We start from the raw sequence: 18,969 nt of genomic DNA, 5'->3' as shown, positions 1-18,969 counted from the left end.
TCTGACAAATATAGCAAGAAACAATTTTAATATTCATAAACATGAAACATCTATTTCGTAATTTATTGATTATAGCATTTGTCGTATGCTGTAATTTCCAACAGGCTCTTGCACAACAAATGCCTCCTATTCCCATCGATTCCAATGTACGCATCGGAAAACTGGATAACGGCTTAACTTACTATATCCGCAAAAACAATCTCCCCGCCGAACGGGCAGACTTTTATATCGCTCAGAAAGTAGGTTCCATCCAGGAAGAAGAGAACCAACGCGGTCTGGCACATTTCCTCGAACACATGTGCTTTAACGGAACTACCCACTTCCCGGGTGATGCTCTGAAACAATATCTGGAACGCATTGGAGTTAAGTTCGGTGAAAACCTGAATGCCTACACCTCAGTAGATGAAACCGTATATAATATTTCGAATGTACCCGTCAATACTCCGGGAGCCATCGATTCTTGTTTATTAATTCTACACGACTGGAGCAATGACCTGACTCTGGACCCTAAAGAGATTGATAAAGAACGCGGAGTCATCAACGAAGAATGGCGTACACGCATGAGTGCAGTGCAACGTTTCCAGGAAAAGTTGCTCCCTGCCATGTTTGCCGGTACCAAGTATGCCACTTGTTTCCCCATCGGAACCATGGATGTAGTGATGAACTTCAAGCCGCAGACACTAAGAGATTATTATGAAAAGTGGTATCGTCCCGATTTGCAAGGTATAGTTGTGGTGGGAGACGTAGATGTAGATGCCATCGAAGCACAGATTAAGAAACTGTTTGCCGATGTTCCCGCACAACCCAATGCCGCCAAACGCGAATATTATCCGGTAAATGACAATAAAGAACCGATTGTGCTGATTGCCCGGGATAAGGAACAACCCCATATCCAAGCTATCATCTTTAACAAACACGAAGCAACTCCCGACTCAGAAAAAGGCAATATGAATTATCTGATACAAGACTATGCCATCGACCTCATCAATAACATGCTGAATGCCCGACTGAACGAACTGCTTCAAGCTGCCAACCCTCCATATATCTACGCAGGAACCTATGATGGAGATTTCTTCGTTGCAAAAACCAAACAAGCCTTTACCGGCATCGTTGTTTGCAAAGAAGATGCAGTGGAAAACGGTATCACCACCCTGGTCCGCGAAATGGAGCGTGCCCGCCAGTTTGGTTTCACTGAAAGCGAATACCAACGTGCCCGTGCCGAATATCTGCGCAATATGGAATCTGACTACAACGAACGTGATACACGTAGGAACGAGGAATATATTGATGAATATGTACGCCACTTCCTCGACAACGAACCCATACCGGGTATTGAAAACGAATATGCCATCATCAACCAAATAGCTCCGGCCATCCCCGTACAAGCATTGAATCAGATGATGCAGATGTTGATAACAGATACCAACCAGGTAGTCGCCATTTTCGGTCCCGAAAAGGAGGAGCTGAAAATGCCGACAGAAGAAGCTATCAAGAAGATTCTGAAAGATGTAAAAGCCGAGAAGCTGACTCCGTATGTAGACAAAGTATCAGACGAGCCCTTGATGAAAGAAGCCCCGAAAGGTGGAAAAATCATCTCCGAACAAAAAGATGATGTATTCGGCACTACCATGCTGACATTATCCAACGGAGTAAAAGTTATCATCAAGAAAACTGACTTCAAAGCTGATGAGATTACCATGAAGGGTGTAAGCCTAGGTGGAAGTTCACTGTTTCCCAACTCTGAAATCATCAACATCAACGGCCTGGATGCCGTTTCAGCAGGCGGTTTAGGCAATTTCAGCGCTGTAGATCTTGAAAAGGTATTGGCAGGCAAAAGGGCTTCCGTAAGTTACGGTATCGGTGATAAGACCGAAACAGTCAATGGCTACTGTTCTCCGAAAGACTTTGAAACGATGATGCAACTCACCTATCTGACATTCACTGCTCCGCGCCGTGATGATGAAGCTTTTGCATCTTATAAGAACCGCAACAGAGCAGCATTACTGAACCAGGAAATGAACCCGAACGTTGCATTCAGCGACAGTATTACCTTTGCATTGCAAATGGGACATCCCCGTACCATCCGCATGAAGGCCGATATGATTGACAATATGGATTATGATAAAATCCTGGCAATGTACCAAGACCGTTACAAGGATGCCAGCGACTTTACCTTCATCCTCGTGGGTAATGTAGACGTTGAAAGTATGAAACCACTCATAGCCGAATACCTAGGAGCATTGCCTGCCATCAACCGTAAGGAATCATTCAAGGATAACAAGATAGAATACCGCAAAGGTGTATATAAGAATGAGTTCGTCCGTGAACAAGAAACAGCTAAAGCCTCTAACTTCGTCAGTTTCATCGGTACGTGCAAATATGATTTAAAGAATTCCATTCTGCAGGACATGACTTGCCAGATTATGGATTTAGTTTATACCGAGAAAGTACGCGAAGATGAAGGCGGAACTTATGGGGTATATGTAGGTGGCAATCTCTCCAAATATCCGAAGGAAATAGCTGGAATACAAATTGTTTTCGATACAGCACCTTCTAAAAGAGAGAAACTGATGAAAATCATCTTTGCCGAAATAGAATGCATATCCAAAGAGGGGCCGTCGGAAGCCAATCTTAACAAGGTGAAGGAGTTTATGTTGAAGAAGCACGCCGAAGACCTGAAAGAAAACAGCTACTGGATGGGAAGTATTGATGAATACTTGTTCACCGGAATGAATCCGATAAAAGACTATGAACAAATAGTCAACAGTATTACGGCAAAAGATATTCAAAAGTTTGCCTCTGACCTGTTCAAACAGAAAAATGAGATAGAAGTCTCAATGATCAGTCCTGATAAAGAGTAACAATAGTAATATAATAGGAAGGCTGCACTATGTTTTAAAATTAGTGCAGCCTTCTCTATTAAACTTCATCGCCTCCACGCATCTACAGCAGATTCATTATCTCCTCCCAACCCGATACACGCTGATAACTGGCTTCATCTATACACATATTATGAGGTTGGGTAAACAATATTCTCCGTCCTCCAAAAGTCCTCAGGTTCTTGGGATGATCGTCGATCATAATATCACCCTGAATACTATCTTTACGTCCACAGAATATCATTTGTTCCCAAGTAATAAAGGGGAAATACTCATTCAGCCATCTTTGTTTCTCCGTCAGGCTATTGGGGAACTCTGTTGCGGAAGAGACAATCAGCACCTTATATTTATCATTCAGATATTTCAATCCTTTCACTGCATCCGGTAGCAGCGGGGCTGTTTCAAAGAACCCCTTACTTCGTACATACTTATGGAATGAAGGAAAAGATTCCTCTTCCGTTTTTCCATATAAATCCTCCAGAACCGGCTTTACACCGGTATCCTTGTACTCCAAGGCAATGTACTGTGAATACACATCTGCCAACACACCATCCATGTCTACTAATACTTTCTGTTTCATACTTTTTTTGTTTTATTTAACGATTTGCTTTTCGTTTTTATATTTAAACATCCTGAATCAGTAGAAAACCTCTATGCGGGATTTTTCAGATTCTTTCGGGTTTCATATTCCCGCAAAACATTTTCCGCAAATAACCGCATATTTACATAAAATCGCGCATAATTCGTAGGTTTTCTTACGAAAGATATATATATTTGCGGATATATGCAACTTTAATTAATATAAGAATATGCTGAAAGAGGAAAGACAACAGTACATATTAAACCAGATAAATCAGAATTACCGGGTTTATATTACAACATTAAGCACAGAGTTAGGAGTATCGGACGACACACTTCGCCGTGACCTGATAGAACTGGATGAACGTGGATTATTGACTAAAGTTCATGGTGGAGCTGTTGCCAAATCAGGTATCCCGATAGAATTTACGGACCGGATGAACACGGGAATTGAAGAAAAACAACAGATAGCCTCCAAAGTCATCCCACTATTCCGTTCAGGAGACGTACTGTTGATAGATGGCGGAACATCCAATCTGGAAGTCGCCCGACGCCTCCCCACAGATATGGAACTGACCGTATATACCAACAGCTTTCCGATAGTAAATGCCCTCTTCAATCATCCTAAACTGGATTTAATATTCTTAGGCGGGAAAGTATTCCCCTCTTCACAGGTGACGGTCGGCGTTTCTGTTTTTCAAGCCCTGCAAACCGTACGCCCGGACTGGCTCGTACTTGGGATATGCAGCGTACACCCCCATCAGGGTCTGACAGGTCCCGACCGGGAAGAAGCACTCATCAAACGCTTTATGATGGAAAGAGCACAAAAACGAATCGTATTAGCCGATAGTCATAAACTGAACACTGCAGAAGCATACAGCATCGCTTCTTTGGGAGATGTGGATTATTTAGTGACAGAAGATCAGAAAATAGATTATATCAGGCAGCATTGGCCCAAACACTCGTATGTGCTCGTGTAATTCCTCTTATCATCTCCCTACCTACTCCCTACCTTCTCCTTACCTACTCCTTACCTACTCCTAATATATAGAGAGGGAGAAGGTAGGGAGTAGTATAGGCAAACCTAAGCAACACGTATGAGGAAGATATATCTATCTGAATAAGTTTTTTAGTAAAGGGAGTCGACAGTGTGAAGATGAGGTATGGACATAAAAAAAGGAGTACCGCTGTACTCCAACCTTTGTTAACCTTAAATCTAATACTATGAAAACACAGTGCAAAGGTACGGACTTTTCTGAATTTTGCAAGCTCCGTGTGCGAAAACAGTGTATTTATAACACCCTTTAAGAAAATCTTCTTCGTTTTTCACTTCCTTTTTCATATCTTTGTTCAAAAGCGAAGATTAGTTACATCTTAGCACTAAAAATAAGCAAGCTTATTTTGCATTGCTTTTGGATTACATTATCTTTGTAGAAAAATAATCAAAACGACTTATGCCTGACTATGATTTGATAGCTATATTAGGTCCTACCGCTTCCGGAAAAACTCCTTTTGCTGCGGCACTGGCAAATGTTCTTGACACCGAAATCATCAGTGCGGATTCCCGGCAAATCTACCGTGGCATGGACCTTGGTACGGGTAAAGACCTCATCGACTACACCGTAAATGGTAAACAAATCCCTTATCATCTGATTGATATTGCCGATCCAGGGTACAAATACAATGTTTTCGAATATCAACGTGATTTTCTGACAGCTTACGAGACTATTAAACAAAAAAGGAAATTACCCGTTTTGTGTGGAGGTACAGGGTTATACTTGGAGTCCGTATTGAAAGGGTATAAGTTGCTCCCTGTTCCCGAAAATCCGGAACTGCGTGCACGGCTGGCTGATAAGTCTTTGGAAGAATTAACCGGGATACTGCAACAGTACAAGACCTTGCACAACACAACGGATGTAGATACAGCCAAGCGTGCTATCCGTGCGATTGAAATAGAAGAATATTACGCACATACACCGGTAGACGAGCGTACATTCCCCCAACTGAACAGCCTCATCATCGGTGTGGATATAGACCGGGAATTACGTCGCGAAAAGATATCCCGCCGACTGCGCCAACGTCTGGACGAAGGAATGGTGGATGAAGTGCGCCGGCTGATAGAGCAAGGCATCCAACCGGATGACTTGATTTATTACGGCCTGGAGTACAAGTATCTGACGCTTTACGTCATCGGCAAGCTGACTTACGAAGAGATGTACCAGGAACTGGAAATCGCCATTCACCAATTTGCCAAACGGCAGATGACCTGGTTCCGGGGGATGGAACGCCGCGGATTTACCATTCACTGGATGGATGCCGGGCTGCCGATGGAAGAAAAGATTGCTTTTGTACAAGCGAAACTCAAAGGGAATTAGTATCTTTGGAGCAGCAAAGACGGAGCCTGGGAGGGTAACTAATGATTATGTAGGACTTTACTAAGAGATAACAATATGAGCGTAGAACCCGAAAAGTGGGGAGTGATATATAACCCCAAAGCCGGCACACGAAAAGTGCAGAAACGGTGGAAAGAAATAAAAGAATATATGGACAGCAAAGGCGTGTCTTATGACTACGTGCAGTCCGAGGGGTTCGGATCAGTGGAACGTTTGGCCGGTATTCTTGCCAATAACGGATACCGCACTATTGTCGTAGTAGGTGGTGACGGTGCACTGAATGATGCTATTAACGGCATCATGTCGTCCAATGCAGAAGATAAAAGAGAAATCGCCATAGGCATCATTCCGAACGGTATCGGGAATGACTTCGCCAAATACTGGGAAATGACCTCGGAATACAAAGATGCGGTGGATTGCATCATCAACAACCGTCGCAGGAAAATCGATGTCGGCTTCTGTAATTATTACGACGGCGAGAAGCACGTCACCCGTTATTTCCTCAATGCCATCAATATCGGGTTAGGAGCCCGCATTGTGAAGATCAGTGATCAGACCAAACGTTTCTGGGGAGTGAAATTCTTATCTTACCTCATGGCACTCATTTCGCTTTTCTTTGAACGCAAGCTTTACCGGATGCATCTTAAAATAAACGGAGAACATATCCGCGGACGTATCATGACGGTTTGCATCGGTAGTGCATGGGGATATGGACAAGCTCCCAGCGCCGTTCCCTATAACGGCTGGCTCGATGTATCCGTTATCTACCGCCCGGAATTGCTACAACTTGTATCAGGCTTATGGATGCTGATTCAGGGACGTATATTAAACCATAAGGTCGTAATGCCCTACCGGACACAGAAAGTGAAAGTACTGCGTGCACAAAATGCCTCTGTCGATCTGGATGGACGCCTCCTCGACAGGCACTTCCCGTTGGACATCGGCATTATGCATGAGGCAATCACCTTGATTATACCCAACTAAGAATAACGATTAACGATTAACGTTTAGTGATAAGTGATTAGCAAGCTGTGCTATCACCTGCTAATCACTTATCATTAATCACTAAACACTAAATACTTATGATTGAATTAAAAAATAACCCTGCCGGAAATTTCTTTTTATTGGCAGGTCCTTGTGTGATTGAAGGGGAAGAAATGGCAATGCGCATTGCCGAACGTGTGGTAAACATCACAGAGAAACTACAGATTCCCTACATCTTTAAAGGTTCTTACCGCAAGGCAAACCGTTCACGCCTGGACTCATTTATGGGAATAGGTGATGAAAAAGCACTGAAAGTATTGCAGAAAGTACATGATACGTTTGGCGTGCCCACAGTTACAGATATTCATTCTGCCGAGGAGGCTGCCATGGCTGCCGAATACGTGGACGTACTACAGATTCCGGCATTTCTCTGCCGTCAGACGGACATTCTGATAGCTGCCGCAAAGACAGGAAAGGTCGTAAATATCAAAAAAGGTCAGTTCCTCTCCCCTCTTGCCATGCGCTTTGCTGCAGAAAAGGTAGTGGAAGCCGGCAATAAGGAGGTGATGATCACCGAACGTGGAACGACTTTCGGATATCAGGATCTCGTTGTAGACTACCGTGGAATACCGGAGATGCAAACTTTCGGTTATCCGGTTATTCTGGACGTCACCCACTCGCTGCAACAACCCAATCAGACAAGCGGAGTTACAGGTGGTATGCCACAGCTCATTGAAACTGTAGCCAAAGCCGGTATTGCCGTAGGTGTCGACGGATTGTTTATTGAAACACATGAGCATCCCGAAATAGCCAAGAGCGATGGCGCCAACATGCTGAAGCTGGATCTGCTGGAAAGATTGCTGACTAAGTTAGTACGGATAAGAGAGGCTATAAAAGAATAAGTTCACTCTTGTAAAGTGCACTGAGATAAATGGGAATTTAGCAAGTTTTGCCGCTAGATTCCCATTTGTGTAAAAAAACAATCCTCCTCTTGTGATTTCTTTTTCTGTCTTTCGACAAATAGAGCAAGAAACAATTTTAATCTTCATTAATATGAAACATTCATTTCGTAGTTTACTGGTGGTAGCATTCGTTTTATGCGCCAGTTTCCAACAAGCGGTAGCACAGCAAATGCAGTTTCCGCCTCTTCCCGTGGACAAGAATGTCCGTATCGGCCAATTAGACAATGGCTTGACGTATTACATCCGTCATAACAAATTGCCCGAAAACCGGGCTGAATTTTATATTGCCCAGAAAGTAGGTTCCATCCTCGAAGAGCCGCAACAACGTGGTCTTGCTCACTTTCTGGAGCACATGGCTTTCAATGGCACAAAGAATTTCCCCGGCGATGACAAAGGCCTCGGCGTTATCCCCTGGTGTGAAACCGTAGGTATCAAATTTGGAACAAACTTAAATGCCTACACCAGCATAGACGAAACCGTCTACAATATTAGCAATGCCCCGATAGACCGTGCCGGTGTATTGGACTCTTGTTTGCTGGTTCTGCACGACTGGTCTAACTACATCCTGCTCAAAGATGACGAGATAGACAAGGAACGTGGAGTGATCCGTGAAGAATGGCGTAGTCGTAACAGTGGTATGTTGCGCGTTTATACCGACCTGCTTCCCACCATATATCCGGGTGACAAATACGCCGATTGTATGCCTATCGGTTCTATCGATGTGATCAATAACTTCCCCTACAAAGATATTCGTGACTATTATCACAAATGGTATCGTCCCGATTTGCAAGGTATCGTTATCGTAGGTGACATTGATGTGGACGCTGTAGAAGCCAAACTGAAAGCAGTATTTGCCGACGTACAGAAGGCTGTAAATCCGGCAGAACGTGTTTATTATCCTGTTGCCGATAATAAGGAACCTATCGTAGCCATCGGTACAGATAAGGAAGTAGACGATCCGTCTATCGAGGTTTACTTCAAACAAGATGCAACTCCCGATTCAGAAAAGAATAACGTAGGTTATCTGGCTTCCCAGTATATGACAAGCATGATCACCAGTATGCTGAACGCACGTCTGAGTGAGCTGACCCAGAGCGCTAATCCGCCGTTTAACCGTGCATATAGCAGTTACGGTAATTTCTTTGTAGCTAAAACCAAAGAGGCCCTCAATCTTTCAGCCTCAAGTAAAGCGAACGGTATTGAAGAAGCCCTGAAAGTCCTGTTACAAGAAGCAGAACGCGCCCGTCGTTTCGGTTTCACTGAATCTGAATACGCCCGTGCCCGCGCTAACTATCTGCAACGTCTGGAATCTGCATACAATGAGCGTGAGAAGACCAAACACGGTTCTTATGTACGTGAGTATGTACGTAACTTCCTGGATGCCGAACCTATCCCCGGTATTGAAACAGAATATGCCATGATGAACCAGTTGGCTCCTAACCTCCCGGTACAGGCTATAAACATGGCAATCCAGCAACTCATTCCGGACAGCAACCAGGTAGTTATCATTGCCGGTCCCGAAAAAGAAGGATTAAAATATCCGCAGAAAGAAGAAGTTATTGCTTTGCTGAAAGGTATGAAGAGCCTCGATCTGCAACCGTATGTTGACAAGGTTTCTGATGAACCTCTGATGAAAGAAGCACCGAAAGGTGGCAAAATCGTATCTGAGAAAGAAGGTGAAATCTATGGTAGTACGAAGCTTGTTCTGTCCAACGGTGTAACTGTTTACATCAAGAAAACTGATTTCAAGGCAGATGAGATCCGTATGAAAGCAACCAGCCTGGGTGGTAAATCTCTTTTCCCCGATAAGGACGCACTGAACTTTGCTGTTATGGACAATGTGGTTGCTGTAGGTGGTTTGGGTAACTTCAGCCAGGTAGACCTTACAAAGGTATTGGCCGGAAAGAAAGTTTCTGTTCGTGCCGGACTGGGTGCTACTACTGAAAATGTATTCGGAACTTGTTCTCCGAAAGACTTCGAGACCATGATGCAGTTGACTTATCTCACATTCACCGCCCCCCGCAAGGACATGGAAGCATTCGAGTCTTATAAGAACCGTACAAAGGCCGAACTGGAAAGTGCACAAGCTAATCCGCTTTCTTCCATCAACGACACATTGCAGAAAGCCATGTACAACAACCATCCGCGCATGGTAATAATGAAACCGGAAATGGTAGATCAGATCAACTATGACCGTATTCTGGAAATGTACAATGACCGTTTCAAAGATGCCAGCGACTTTACATTCTATTTCGTTGGAAACATTGACCTGGAAACAGCTAAACCGCTGATTGCAGAATATCTGGGTGCATTGCCTGCCATCAACCGTAAAGAGACTTTCAAGGATACCAAGATGGAGATCCGCAAAGGTACATACAAGAACGAATTTGCCAAAGAGCAACAGACGCCAATGGCAACTATCGTATTCCTGTATACCGGAAAAACTCCTTATACATTGAAAAATGAAATTCTGTTGAGCTATATGACCCAGGTGCTGAACATGGTTTATACAGAAGAAGTACGCGAAAAAGAAGGCGGTACATACGGTGTAAACTGTATGGGTAGCTTACAGAAGTATCCGAAAGAACAATTGCTGATGCAGATTGTCTTCCAGACCGATCCTGAAAAGAAAGATAAACTGGCCGGTATCGTAGTAGACGAGCTGAAGAAACTGGCAGCAGAAGGACCGTCTGATGTACATTTGCAGAAGGTAAAAGAGTACATGTTAAAAAAGTATGCTGATAACCAAAAGGAAAATGCATACTGGCTGAACAACCTGAACGATTACTTCTACTATAATATGGATATGACGCAAGGATATACAGATATCGTAAACAGTATCACTGCCAAAGATATCCAGAAGTTTGCAGCAGACTTGCTGAAACAAGGTAATGAGATCGAGGTAACGATGACGGTACCTAAAAAGTGATTAAGGAAGTAGTGATTAGTGATAAGTGAAAATACAGTTCTTATCACTAATCACTAACGACTAATCACCAATTAATCACTAACGACTAATCACTAAAAACATGAATCTATTTCTTGAGCTACGTAAACATGGAAAGTTAGCAGAAAAGCGACATCCGATGTACGAGAAGAGCAAGTTCGGAAAGTTTTGGATGTACTTCATGAGTGTGTTCTGGGCAGCTTATCTCATATTCTTCGGAACAACCTTCGCCTTTGCTTTCGACGGTGGAGCCAGAGAAGCCTACCATGTAATGAACAGCGGACTCATATTTGTGCTCGCCCTCGACTTTCTCATGCGCTTACCCTTCCTGAAGACACCTACACAGGAAGTCAAACCCTACTTACTGCTTCCCGTAAAACGGAGTCGTCTGATTGACTTCCTTCTCCTGCGTTCCGGGCTTAACAGTTTCAATCTGCTCTGGCTCTTCTTGTTTGTCCCATTTGCCATCATCACAGTTACTAAGTTTTATGGAGTGGCAGGTGTGTTGACCTATTGTATTGGTATTTGGCTACTTATCGTATTCAATAATTACTGGTATTTATTGTGCCGTACGTTGATGGACGAACGCATCTGGTGGTTCCTCCTACCGGTAGCCGTATATGGTGGTATTGCTGCTGCACTTTTCATTCCGGACAACAGCCCGATATTTGCCTTTTCAGTCAATTTGGGTGAAGGATTCATCACCGGAAATATACTGACGTTTATCGGAGTTCTGGTAGCCATTGCTATCATGTGGTTCATCAACAGGAGTATCATGCAAAGATTAGTCTATAACGAACTAAACAAGGTAGAAGATACAACCGTACAGGTAAAGACTGTATCCGAATACAAATTTCTGGATCGTTATGGTGAAATCGGTGAATATATCCGGTTAGAGTTGAAGCTGTTGCTTCGTAATAAAGTCTGCAAAAAATCACTCTATAACATCACTGCTGTAGTATTAGCTTTTAGCCTCATTATCAGTTTTTCTGACCTTTATGAGGGAGGGGCACGCGACTTCTTCGTGCTTTACAACTATATCATCTTCGGTATTCTGTTCCTCTCGCCTCTAATGAGCTACGAGGGCAACTACATTGACGGGCTAATGAGTCGTAAAGAATCCATCTATTCGTTACTACGTGCTAAATATATTTTATATAGCCTGGCTCTAATCATTCCGTTTATACTGATGATCCCCGGTATGGTGACAGGTAGGGTATCTGTCTTGCAATGTATCTCATGGCTTGTATTTGTTCCGGGCTGCGTCTATTTCTGCATGTTCCAACTGGCAGTGTACAATAACAAGACCCTCAATCTGAATGCCAAGATGACCGGTCGTCAAAACGTGGGAACAGGATTACAGAACCTTATTTCAGCTGGTGCATTTGGTGTGCCCCTACTACTGATGTTCGGGTTAAAGGTAACGGTTGGCAAAGAAGCTACACCATGGGTACTTATTGGTATCGGGCTTGTATTTATCCTAACTTCAAGATGGTGGTTAAGGAATGTATACCATCGCTTCATGAAGCGCCGGTATAAGAATATGGAAGGATTTCACGATAGTAGACAAAAATAATTACGAATATGATAGAGATAAACAATCTTCAAAAAAACTTCGGCCAAAAGAAAGCCGTAGATATTGACAAATATGTCATAGAACAAGGTGACATGCTGGGTTTGGTAGGCAACAACGGAGCTGGTAAAACAACCCTTTTCCGCCTGATGCTGGACTTACTCCAGGCAGATCAAGGCAATGTAACCATTAATGATATCGATGTAGCCAAAAGCGAAGACTGGAAACAATTCACCGGTGCTTTCATCGATGATGGCTTCCTGATCGATTACCTTACTCCCGAAGAGTACTTCTACTTTATCGGTAAGATGTACGATCTGAAGAAAGAAGAAGTAGATGAGCGCCTGCTTCCTTTCGAACGATTCATGAATAATGAGGTCATCGGACAAAAGAAGTTCATCCGTAACTTCTCTGCCGGAAACAAGCAGAAAATCGGTATCATATCCGCTATGCTGCATCATCCGCAATTGCTGATCCTGGACGAACCGTTCAACTTCCTTGATCCGAGTTCACAGTCCATCATCAAACACCTGCTGAAGAAGTATAATGAAGATCACCATGCCACGGTTATCATTTCAAGCCACAACCTGAACCATACAGTAGACGTATGCCCTCGCATTGCTTTGCTGGAAAATGGTATCATCATCCGTGACATACAAAATGAACATAACTCAGCAGAAAAAGAACTTGAAGATTACTTCAACATAAGAGTGGAAGAAGAAATTGAGGAAGAACTGGCAGAAACAGTGATTGAAGAAACACCTGTTCAGGAAACAATCATTGAAGAAACTATTGCTGAGGAACCTATCACTGAAGAACCCTCCACTCAACCGGAAAAGAAAGAAGAACAGGAATGAAAAAATACTTCTTATATATAGTTGCCCTCATCGGATTGACATTCAGTTTAAGCTCATGCCATACATCAGCGCCCCGGCTCAATTACAAGGCACTGGCAAAAGCTTCTGTCCGCATGGGTGTTGACATAAATATGGAAGATAACCACAAGTTGTACATTGCCTCTGCGGAGTGGATGGGTGTCCGCTACCGCGCAGGCGGTGACAACAAGCACGGAGTAGATTGTTCCGGACTGGTATCGCAACTCTATAAAGAAGTATATAATATCCGTTTGGCCAGAAGCACCGATGGTCTACTTAAAGAAAGCAACAAAGTCTCCCGCCGCAATTTGCGTGAGGGAGATTTGGTGTTTTTCACCAGCCGTGCATCTAAGAAGAGGGTGGCACACGTGGGTATCTATCTCAAAAACGGGAAGTTTATTCATGCAAGTACCAGCAAAGGAGTTATTGTCAGTAGCCTCAACGAACAATACTATACGCAATACTGGCTTTGCGGCGGCAGAGTAAAATAAGAATCTTTTTTCTTCCCCTGTGATTTTTCCTTTCCCTCCCCGACTTATAGTTCAAATAAAACTTTAAAAAGGAAAAATGATGAAAAAGATTTTAGGTGTCCTTCTCTTTATCGGCCTTGCGCTGAACGCCAACGCACAATTACTTTGGAAAATCTCCGGTAACGGACAAGAAAAGCCCTCATACATTTTAGGTACCCACCATCTGGCACCTCTCAGTATCAAAGATAGCATTGCCGGATTGCCACAAGCCATAGAAGGTACTACTCAGGTATACGGAGAAGTAGTCATGTCCGATATGATGTCACCCGAGTTCATGCAGGTAATGCAACAAAGCATGATGATGGCAGGCGACACTACTCTCCAGAAACTTTTTACCCCGGAACAATATGAAGTAGTAGGCAAGGTAGTGAAAGAGAACCTGATGGCAGATATAGCCATGTTGGGCAAATTAAAACCCGCTGCCATAACCCAACAACTGACCCTGATATTATGCATGAAGCATCTGGGTGGTTTTAATCCACAGGAGCAATTAGATACTTACTTCCAGCAACAAGCATTACAAAGCGGTAAAAAAATAGGTGGTTTGGAAACTCCGCAGTCTCAGTTAGATATGCTATTTAAAAGTCAGACTCTACAGCGTCAGGCAAACTTACTCTATTGCCTCGTAAGTGACATAGATAAAGCTATGGAACAAACTAAACGTCTCAACAACGCATACAAGGCTCAGAACCTGGATGAAATGCTGAAGCTGATAGAAGAACGTGATGGCAGCTCGTGCGATCCGCAACCGGGCGAAATGGAAGCTATGCTGGATAACCGTAACAAAGCATGGATTGAGAAAATGCCTGCTCTCATAAAGGATGCTCCTACCCTTTTTGTTGTCGGTGCAGGCCACCTGCCAGGAACTAACGGAGTCCTGAATCTGCTGAAACAGCAGGGATATACTGTAGAACCTATGAAATAAAAACTATAAATTCTCTCTTTACTGACATTTTCTGAAAACTAAGAAAATGCAAGATACCGGGTGATTGCAAGTGATTTGTGGTCACCCGCTTTTATAAAAAAGGGTACATCAGGAAATACCCCCGACATACCCTCTAATCTTAGTATATGTTCATCATCACATATTCATCGTATTGGCTCCTAAAGCTCCCAACACCGCCGATGCTACAGCGATTACAATTTTTAAAATCTTATCCCAAACCGTCTTTTTCATATCAATTACTTTGCATTTCAATAATTCATAGACTGCGCAGCCTTTAATTTTTAATTTCTAATTCTTTAAATTCTAAAGCCCCAGCTTTAGACCCTATCCCAGAGGATCATCTTCAATACCTCCGTCTCCACCGGAACCACCTCCGTTACCATCATCCGGATCTTTACCATCATCGGAAGAAACATCCTTACCCGTCCACTTCTCAAATTCAACACCCTGCCACAAAGCCCGGGTAGTTCCCAGAGCAGCCGGACGTGTATATTCAGGAGTAAACATAAAATGTAATGACGTCACCTGATTCGGACTCACATCCTTCTCTGCATCCACACCCTTTCCGCGTGTTCGTGCAATCACCGTAAATGTTCCCAAACCATCCAGACGAACCGAACGGCTGTTCAACAACTGTAAACGCATCACCGACATCAGGTTTCTGACCACATTATGTACATCACCCGGTGTTGCCGAACACTTTTCAGCCACCATTTCTCCCAACTGCTGCAGATTAACAGCTCTTCCCACTTTCTTCAATGCCAGATGCCACTGCTTAGCACCTTCTTTCGTTTTCAATTGCGATTGTCTCGCATAATACAATAAAGGCATAATCTTTCTCCTTTTGCTTTTAAATTCAACTTCATTTTTATTAGCTTGTGTTGATCAACAGTGCAAAGGTGAAGATATTACCAGGTATAAACAAAAAAAACAGCCCACCAGGAGCTGTTTTCTAATATTAATATATAATTAATTGATCTTAAGCATTTTGATGTAATCGGAAGAATTTCCTCATAAACCATATATATATAAAACTAAGTAATAGAACAGTGCATAGCAAAAATATATAGCCATGATCCAAACATTCTATATATCCTATTATTACAACTGCTTGTACTGCCATATAGATCAATGATACTATCACATGAGGCATTTTCAACTCATTCGCCATCAACTGATACATGTGCTTTCGGTGGGGTAAACCTATATTTTCATGAAGCATCAAACGGTGAATGATAGTCAAAACACTATCGACGCCATAAACTACCAATAGGATTATCCAACTGAAATCTTCTGTCTGAATAATTAGCTTCCCAATCAGGAAAAGAATAATAAAAGCAATACTCACAGAGCCTACATCACCGGCAAAGCACTTCGCTTTCTTACGGAAATTGAAGAAACAAAAGACTAAGACGGAACAGAGAACCGTATAGATTAGAGCAGGTTCTACAAATTGCGTTATTTCAGCATTAATATAAGCTAGTGCACCAAGAATAACCAGCGAATAACCACCTGTAATGCCATTAATACCATCCATGAAATTATAGGCATTGATGATACCCGTACAAATTATCAATGCAATGATCATCCACCACCAGGAAAGAGAAAAAAGCCCCCATTGATAGAACATCAAAGTCATAGCAGAAAAGTGAAACACAAGCCTTAGCCTTTGGGAGGTAGAACGGATATCATCTACAAAACTGATAAATGTGACCAGAGTTAATGCCAATATAAACCAAAGATATTCCCATTCATTACTCAGGAAATATGCTAAAGCACCAAAGTAAAAGATAATTCCACCACCACGCAAAGTAACCCGAGTATGAGAACTTCTCTCGTTAGGTTTATCAATGATATTACACTTATCGGCTATCTTAAAATAAAAAAGTTCTGCTATAAATAGCAGAACCAAAATCATAACATAATACATTATTCATTTTTATTAATCCAATGAAACCAGATTTGCATGCCTACAAACAGAAGCACCATAATTCCAATAATAGAAAGAATGACTCCAGAGAATAATCTCATTGTATTTTAAAATTTTCCAACACGTTCATTGGTTCCCATCCCAACTCACATTTTGCCTTATCGTTACTAAAAGTCAGTGATTTTGTTATTTTACCTAATTTTAAAGAATTAATAGGTGCTTTCTTACCGAAACAATCTCCGAGCAAAGCCATTCCTTTAGCCAACCAATAAGGAATTGATAAAGGTAATGATTTATTCATCTGCTGACAAATCAGTATTTCCAATTCCCTGAATGTAGGTTGATAACTATCACATACATTGTATATACCTCCTCGTTCGGCAAGTAAAGGAACTAAATTAGCAATATCCTGTACCATTAACACACTCTTACGTGCCTTACTACCCGCAATACTGAAATATCTTCCACTACGGATACCGTTTATCATCGCTCCTAAATTACCAGGGGGATTAGGACCTACAATCAATGAAGGACGAATAATCCCTAAAACTACATTATGCTCATAACACCATTTCTGTAGGTATTCCTCTGCCAAATACTTACTCATTGCATAAGGCGTAGTTCCATTCAAAGGATGTTCTTCTGTTATATTCTCTCCATAATCGCAGCCATACACTGCTACTGTAGAAATAAAAATAAAAGATATAGGAGTTCCAACCTTTTCTAATGCAGAACAAAGATTCTTGGTACCTTGCAAATTCACATCAAAAAAAATCTGTTCTTCCAGTGTTGTTTTGGGAATAAAATGAGCTTTCCCAGCAGCATGCAATACGACATTACATCTATCATGCAATTCCGGGACTTCTTTTGAAAGATCTACGATATAATTATCTTGCGGCGATAAACCAATTGTTACAATATCATAGGTTTTCTCTAAAAAAGGGCGTATATTGTTACCCAGAAAACCGGAAGCACCAGTAAATAAAAGTTTCATTTAAAAGCAAAATTAATATAGCTACAATTACTTTAATAAGGTATAATATCTTTCCAATATCTGATCTTTAGCGAATATGGTGTCTGATACAGTTCTGGCATTATTTCTTATAGAAGACAGATTATTTTTATTATCATATATGAATTCAATCATATTCTTTAATGCATGTGGATCATTAGGTGCCACAATCCAGCCTAAAGTAAATTCTTTAATACATAAAGCTATTTCCGAGTTATCATCACCGATATATAGTATAGGTTTACCTGCAGCCAATATGTTATATGATTTGGAAGGTACTCCCAAACCATACATGCCATCATTCAACGTAACAATTCCAATATCACATACATTCAGGAAATCATTCTGCTGTGAACGGTCTTGAAAACCCAATAATGAAATATTCTTTTGCTCTCTATGACTAATAAACGAAGAAATCTCATCGAACTTCGCCCCTCCCCCTATAAACACAAAATGTATATCTTCAATATCTATCTTTTCTATTGCAGCCAAAAGATTATCAATGCCCTGTGCATGACCTAAATTACCAGCAAACTGAAAAACGAATTTTCCTTCTAGTTTTAATTTTTTATACAAATGGGTATCCCTTTTATCCAATGGATAAATGACTTTATTCTCTGCCCATATTGGAATAAAAGAAATCTTAGTATTCGCACAAGTTTTAGATATTAAGACTTCAGTCATATCGCGCCCTATTGAAATGCAAATACGAGCTTTAGAATAAGCCTTATCATAAACTCGTTTTAAACATTTATAAGCAATCGAAGAAGATGACATTTTGTTTATTGCTACTAAATTCTCAGGAAAAATGTCATGCACAAGAATTGTATAATTAATCTTCTTCCTCCATGCTACATAAGGCATCATCAGAATCAAAAATGCCGGATTAGTTACTACTAATAATTCATCACCTCTTTGTACCAAAAACAACACCTTCAAAAATAATCGGAAACTAGAAAAAAATAATCTCAAGGTTCTTTTAAAGAAATTATTTTTGTCGAGATTAGGAGGGAAAACTCGATGGATATTTACTCCTTTATGGTACTCTTCTCTTAAAAGGGGCATAGATTCTCCCTCACCATAGGTAGAACCGGTACATATCACATGAACATCAAGGCCCTTAGTTGACAGATATTCAGCGATTTCAGTTACATAATAGCCTGTCGAAGTCTTAATGGGATAATAGATTTCTGAAATAACCCATATTCTTTTAGAACGCATATAGTATATCAATATTTTCTCCAAACCATCTTATCCACTACCCCAGTGTAGCTCTGAATCAGTTTCACAACCTTAACCGAAACATTCTCATCCGTATAGTCATCGACAGGGATACCCAAAGCTCCGGCACGATTCATC

General features: G+C 41.7%; 16 protein-coding genes and 1 pseudogene. 10 read left to right on the top strand and 7 right to left on the bottom strand.

What is annotated here, in order from left to right:
- The first annotated feature begins 41 nt into the window (after positions 1-41).
- Complete coding sequence (locus DWW10_RS02570; protein WP_022394432.1) at positions 42-2,861, top strand: M16 family metallopeptidase; 2,820 nt, start codon at positions 42-44, stop codon at positions 2,859-2,861.
- Positions 2,862-2,943: 82 nt separating this feature from the next.
- Here the strand turns inward: DWW10_RS02570 and DWW10_RS02565 are convergent, their stop codons facing one another.
- Positions 2,944-3,459: a 5' nucleotidase, NT5C type gene (locus DWW10_RS02565; RefSeq protein WP_022394433.1), complete on the bottom strand. Its 516-nt coding sequence runs from the start codon at positions 3,457-3,459 to the stop codon at positions 2,944-2,946.
- A 229-nt stretch (positions 3,460-3,688) separates the two neighbouring features.
- Between DWW10_RS02565 and DWW10_RS02560 the strand changes: the two genes are divergently transcribed.
- The 9 genes from DWW10_RS02560 (at position 3,689) to DWW10_RS02520 (ending at position 14,647) form a co-directional block, all read left to right on the top strand.
- Positions 3,689-4,438, top strand: a complete 750-nt coding sequence (locus DWW10_RS02560; RefSeq protein WP_022394434.1) for a DeoR/GlpR family DNA-binding transcription regulator — start codon at positions 3,689-3,691, stop codon at positions 4,436-4,438.
- A 474-nt stretch (positions 4,439-4,912) separates the two neighbouring features.
- Complete coding sequence (miaA, locus tag DWW10_RS02555; protein ID WP_022394435.1) at positions 4,913-5,833, top strand: tRNA (adenosine(37)-N6)-dimethylallyltransferase MiaA; 921 nt, start codon at positions 4,913-4,915, stop codon at positions 5,831-5,833.
- 75 nt (positions 5,834-5,908) lie between these two features.
- The gene (locus DWW10_RS02550; RefSeq protein ID WP_022394436.1) at positions 5,909-6,835 is read left to right on the top strand and encodes a diacylglycerol/lipid kinase family protein; all 927 of its coding nucleotides are present in this window, start codon (positions 5,909-5,911) and stop codon (positions 6,833-6,835) included.
- A 98-nt stretch (positions 6,836-6,933) separates the two neighbouring features.
- Positions 6,934-7,737 carry a 3-deoxy-8-phosphooctulonate synthase gene (gene kdsA / locus DWW10_RS02545; protein WP_022394437.1) on the top strand — a complete coding sequence of 268 codons (804 nt, stop codon included), beginning with the start codon at positions 6,934-6,936 and terminating at the stop codon, positions 7,735-7,737.
- A gap of 151 nt (positions 7,738-7,888) precedes the next feature.
- Entirely contained in the window at positions 7,889-10,726 is a 2,838-nt protein-coding gene (locus DWW10_RS02540) for a M16 family metallopeptidase (RefSeq protein WP_022394438.1), read from the top strand.
- 100 nt (positions 10,727-10,826) lie between these two features.
- Entirely contained in the window at positions 10,827-12,320 is a 1,494-nt protein-coding gene (locus DWW10_RS02535; RefSeq protein ID WP_118421066.1) for a DUF5687 family protein, read from the top strand.
- An 8-nt stretch (positions 12,321-12,328) separates the two neighbouring features.
- On the top strand, positions 12,329-13,174 hold the full coding sequence (locus tag DWW10_RS02530; protein WP_022394440.1) for an ABC transporter ATP-binding protein: 846 nt from the start codon (positions 12,329-12,331) through the stop codon (positions 13,172-13,174).
- Positions 13,171-13,683, top strand: coding sequence for a C40 family peptidase (locus tag DWW10_RS02525; RefSeq protein WP_022394441.1), 513 nt, complete (start codon positions 13,171-13,173; stop codon positions 13,681-13,683). The genes DWW10_RS02530 and DWW10_RS02525 overlap by 4 nt, the downstream gene beginning before the upstream one ends.
- Positions 13,684-13,762: 79 nt before the next feature.
- Positions 13,763-14,647, top strand: a complete 885-nt coding sequence (locus DWW10_RS02520) for a TraB/GumN family protein (protein ID WP_118421067.1) — start codon at positions 13,763-13,765, stop codon at positions 14,645-14,647.
- 156 nt (positions 14,648-14,803) lie between these two features.
- On the opposite strand, the gene DWW10_RS25950 is transcribed toward DWW10_RS02520, so the two are convergent.
- The 6 genes and pseudogenes from DWW10_RS25950 to DWW10_RS02495 all read right to left on the bottom strand — a co-directional run.
- Positions 14,804-14,899, bottom strand: a complete 96-nt coding sequence (locus DWW10_RS25950; RefSeq protein WP_022394443.1) for a smalltalk protein — start codon at positions 14,897-14,899, stop codon at positions 14,804-14,806.
- A 93-nt stretch (positions 14,900-14,992) separates the two neighbouring features.
- Positions 14,993-15,499 carry an HU family DNA-binding protein gene (locus DWW10_RS02515; RefSeq protein ID WP_022394444.1) on the bottom strand — a complete coding sequence of 169 codons (507 nt, stop codon included), beginning with the start codon at positions 15,497-15,499 and terminating at the stop codon, positions 14,993-14,995.
- Between the two features lie 148 nt (positions 15,500-15,647).
- Complete coding sequence (locus tag DWW10_RS02510; RefSeq protein WP_022394445.1) at positions 15,648-16,598, bottom strand: MraY family glycosyltransferase; 951 nt, start codon at positions 16,596-16,598, stop codon at positions 15,648-15,650.
- 97 nt (positions 16,599-16,695) lie between these two features.
- The gene (locus DWW10_RS02505) at positions 16,696-17,592 is read right to left on the bottom strand and encodes an NAD-dependent epimerase/dehydratase family protein (RefSeq protein WP_022394446.1); all 897 of its coding nucleotides are present in this window, start codon (positions 17,590-17,592) and stop codon (positions 16,696-16,698) included.
- Between the two features lie 27 nt (positions 17,593-17,619).
- Positions 17,620-18,831, bottom strand: coding sequence for a glycosyltransferase family 4 protein (locus DWW10_RS02500; RefSeq protein WP_022394447.1), 1,212 nt, complete (start codon positions 18,829-18,831; stop codon positions 17,620-17,622).
- An 8-nt stretch (positions 18,832-18,839) separates the two neighbouring features.
- Positions 18,840-18,969 (bottom strand): annotated as a pseudogene (locus tag DWW10_RS02495) (UDP-N-acetylglucosamine 2-epimerase (non-hydrolyzing)); the annotation flags it as partial.

Origin of the sequence: Bacteroides intestinalis (genome assembly GCF_003464595.1) — a bacterium.
In the GTDB taxonomy this organism is placed as follows: Bacteria; Bacteroidota; Bacteroidia; order Bacteroidales; family Bacteroidaceae; genus Bacteroides; species Bacteroides intestinalis_A.
This window is presented reverse-complemented; position numbering and strand designations above follow the sequence as displayed.

Excerpts from the sequence above, each read along its gene's own strand:
- DWW10_RS02510 (WP_022394445.1), bottom strand. The coding sequence starts at position 16,598 with ATGTATTATGTTATGATTTTGGTTCTGCTATTTATAGCAGAACTTTTT.
- DWW10_RS02560 (WP_022394434.1), top strand. The coding sequence starts at position 3,689 with ATGCTGAAAGAGGAAAGACAACAGTACATATTAAACCAGATAAATCAG.
- DWW10_RS02505 (WP_022394446.1), bottom strand. The coding sequence starts at position 17,592 with ATGAAACTTTTATTTACTGGTGCTTCCGGTTTTCTGGGTAACAATATA.
- DWW10_RS02550 (WP_022394436.1), top strand. The coding sequence starts at position 5,909 with ATGAGCGTAGAACCCGAAAAGTGGGGAGTGATATATAACCCCAAAGCC.
- DWW10_RS02500 (WP_022394447.1), bottom strand. The coding sequence starts at position 18,831 with ATGCGTTCTAAAAGAATATGGGTTATTTCAGAAATCTATTATCCCATT.
- DWW10_RS25950 (WP_022394443.1), bottom strand. The coding sequence starts at position 14,899 with ATGAAAAAGACGGTTTGGGATAAGATTTTAAAAATTGTAATCGCTGTA.
- kdsA (WP_022394437.1), top strand. The coding sequence starts at position 6,934 with ATGATTGAATTAAAAAATAACCCTGCCGGAAATTTCTTTTTATTGGCA.
- DWW10_RS02530 (WP_022394440.1), top strand. The coding sequence starts at position 12,329 with ATGATAGAGATAAACAATCTTCAAAAAAACTTCGGCCAAAAGAAAGCC.
- DWW10_RS02525 (WP_022394441.1), top strand. The coding sequence starts at position 13,171 with ATGAAAAAATACTTCTTATATATAGTTGCCCTCATCGGATTGACATTC.
- DWW10_RS02535 (WP_118421066.1), top strand. The coding sequence starts at position 10,827 with ATGAATCTATTTCTTGAGCTACGTAAACATGGAAAGTTAGCAGAAAAG.
- DWW10_RS02540 (WP_022394438.1), top strand. The coding sequence starts at position 7,889 with ATGAAACATTCATTTCGTAGTTTACTGGTGGTAGCATTCGTTTTATGC.
- DWW10_RS02570 (WP_022394432.1), top strand. The coding sequence starts at position 42 with ATGAAACATCTATTTCGTAATTTATTGATTATAGCATTTGTCGTATGC.
- DWW10_RS02520 (WP_118421067.1), top strand. The coding sequence starts at position 13,763 with ATGAAAAAGATTTTAGGTGTCCTTCTCTTTATCGGCCTTGCGCTGAAC.
- DWW10_RS02565 (WP_022394433.1), bottom strand. The coding sequence starts at position 3,459 with ATGAAACAGAAAGTATTAGTAGACATGGATGGTGTGTTGGCAGATGTG.
- miaA (WP_022394435.1), top strand. The coding sequence starts at position 4,913 with ATGCCTGACTATGATTTGATAGCTATATTAGGTCCTACCGCTTCCGGA.
- DWW10_RS02515 (WP_022394444.1), bottom strand. The coding sequence starts at position 15,499 with ATGCCTTTATTGTATTATGCGAGACAATCGCAATTGAAAACGAAAGAA.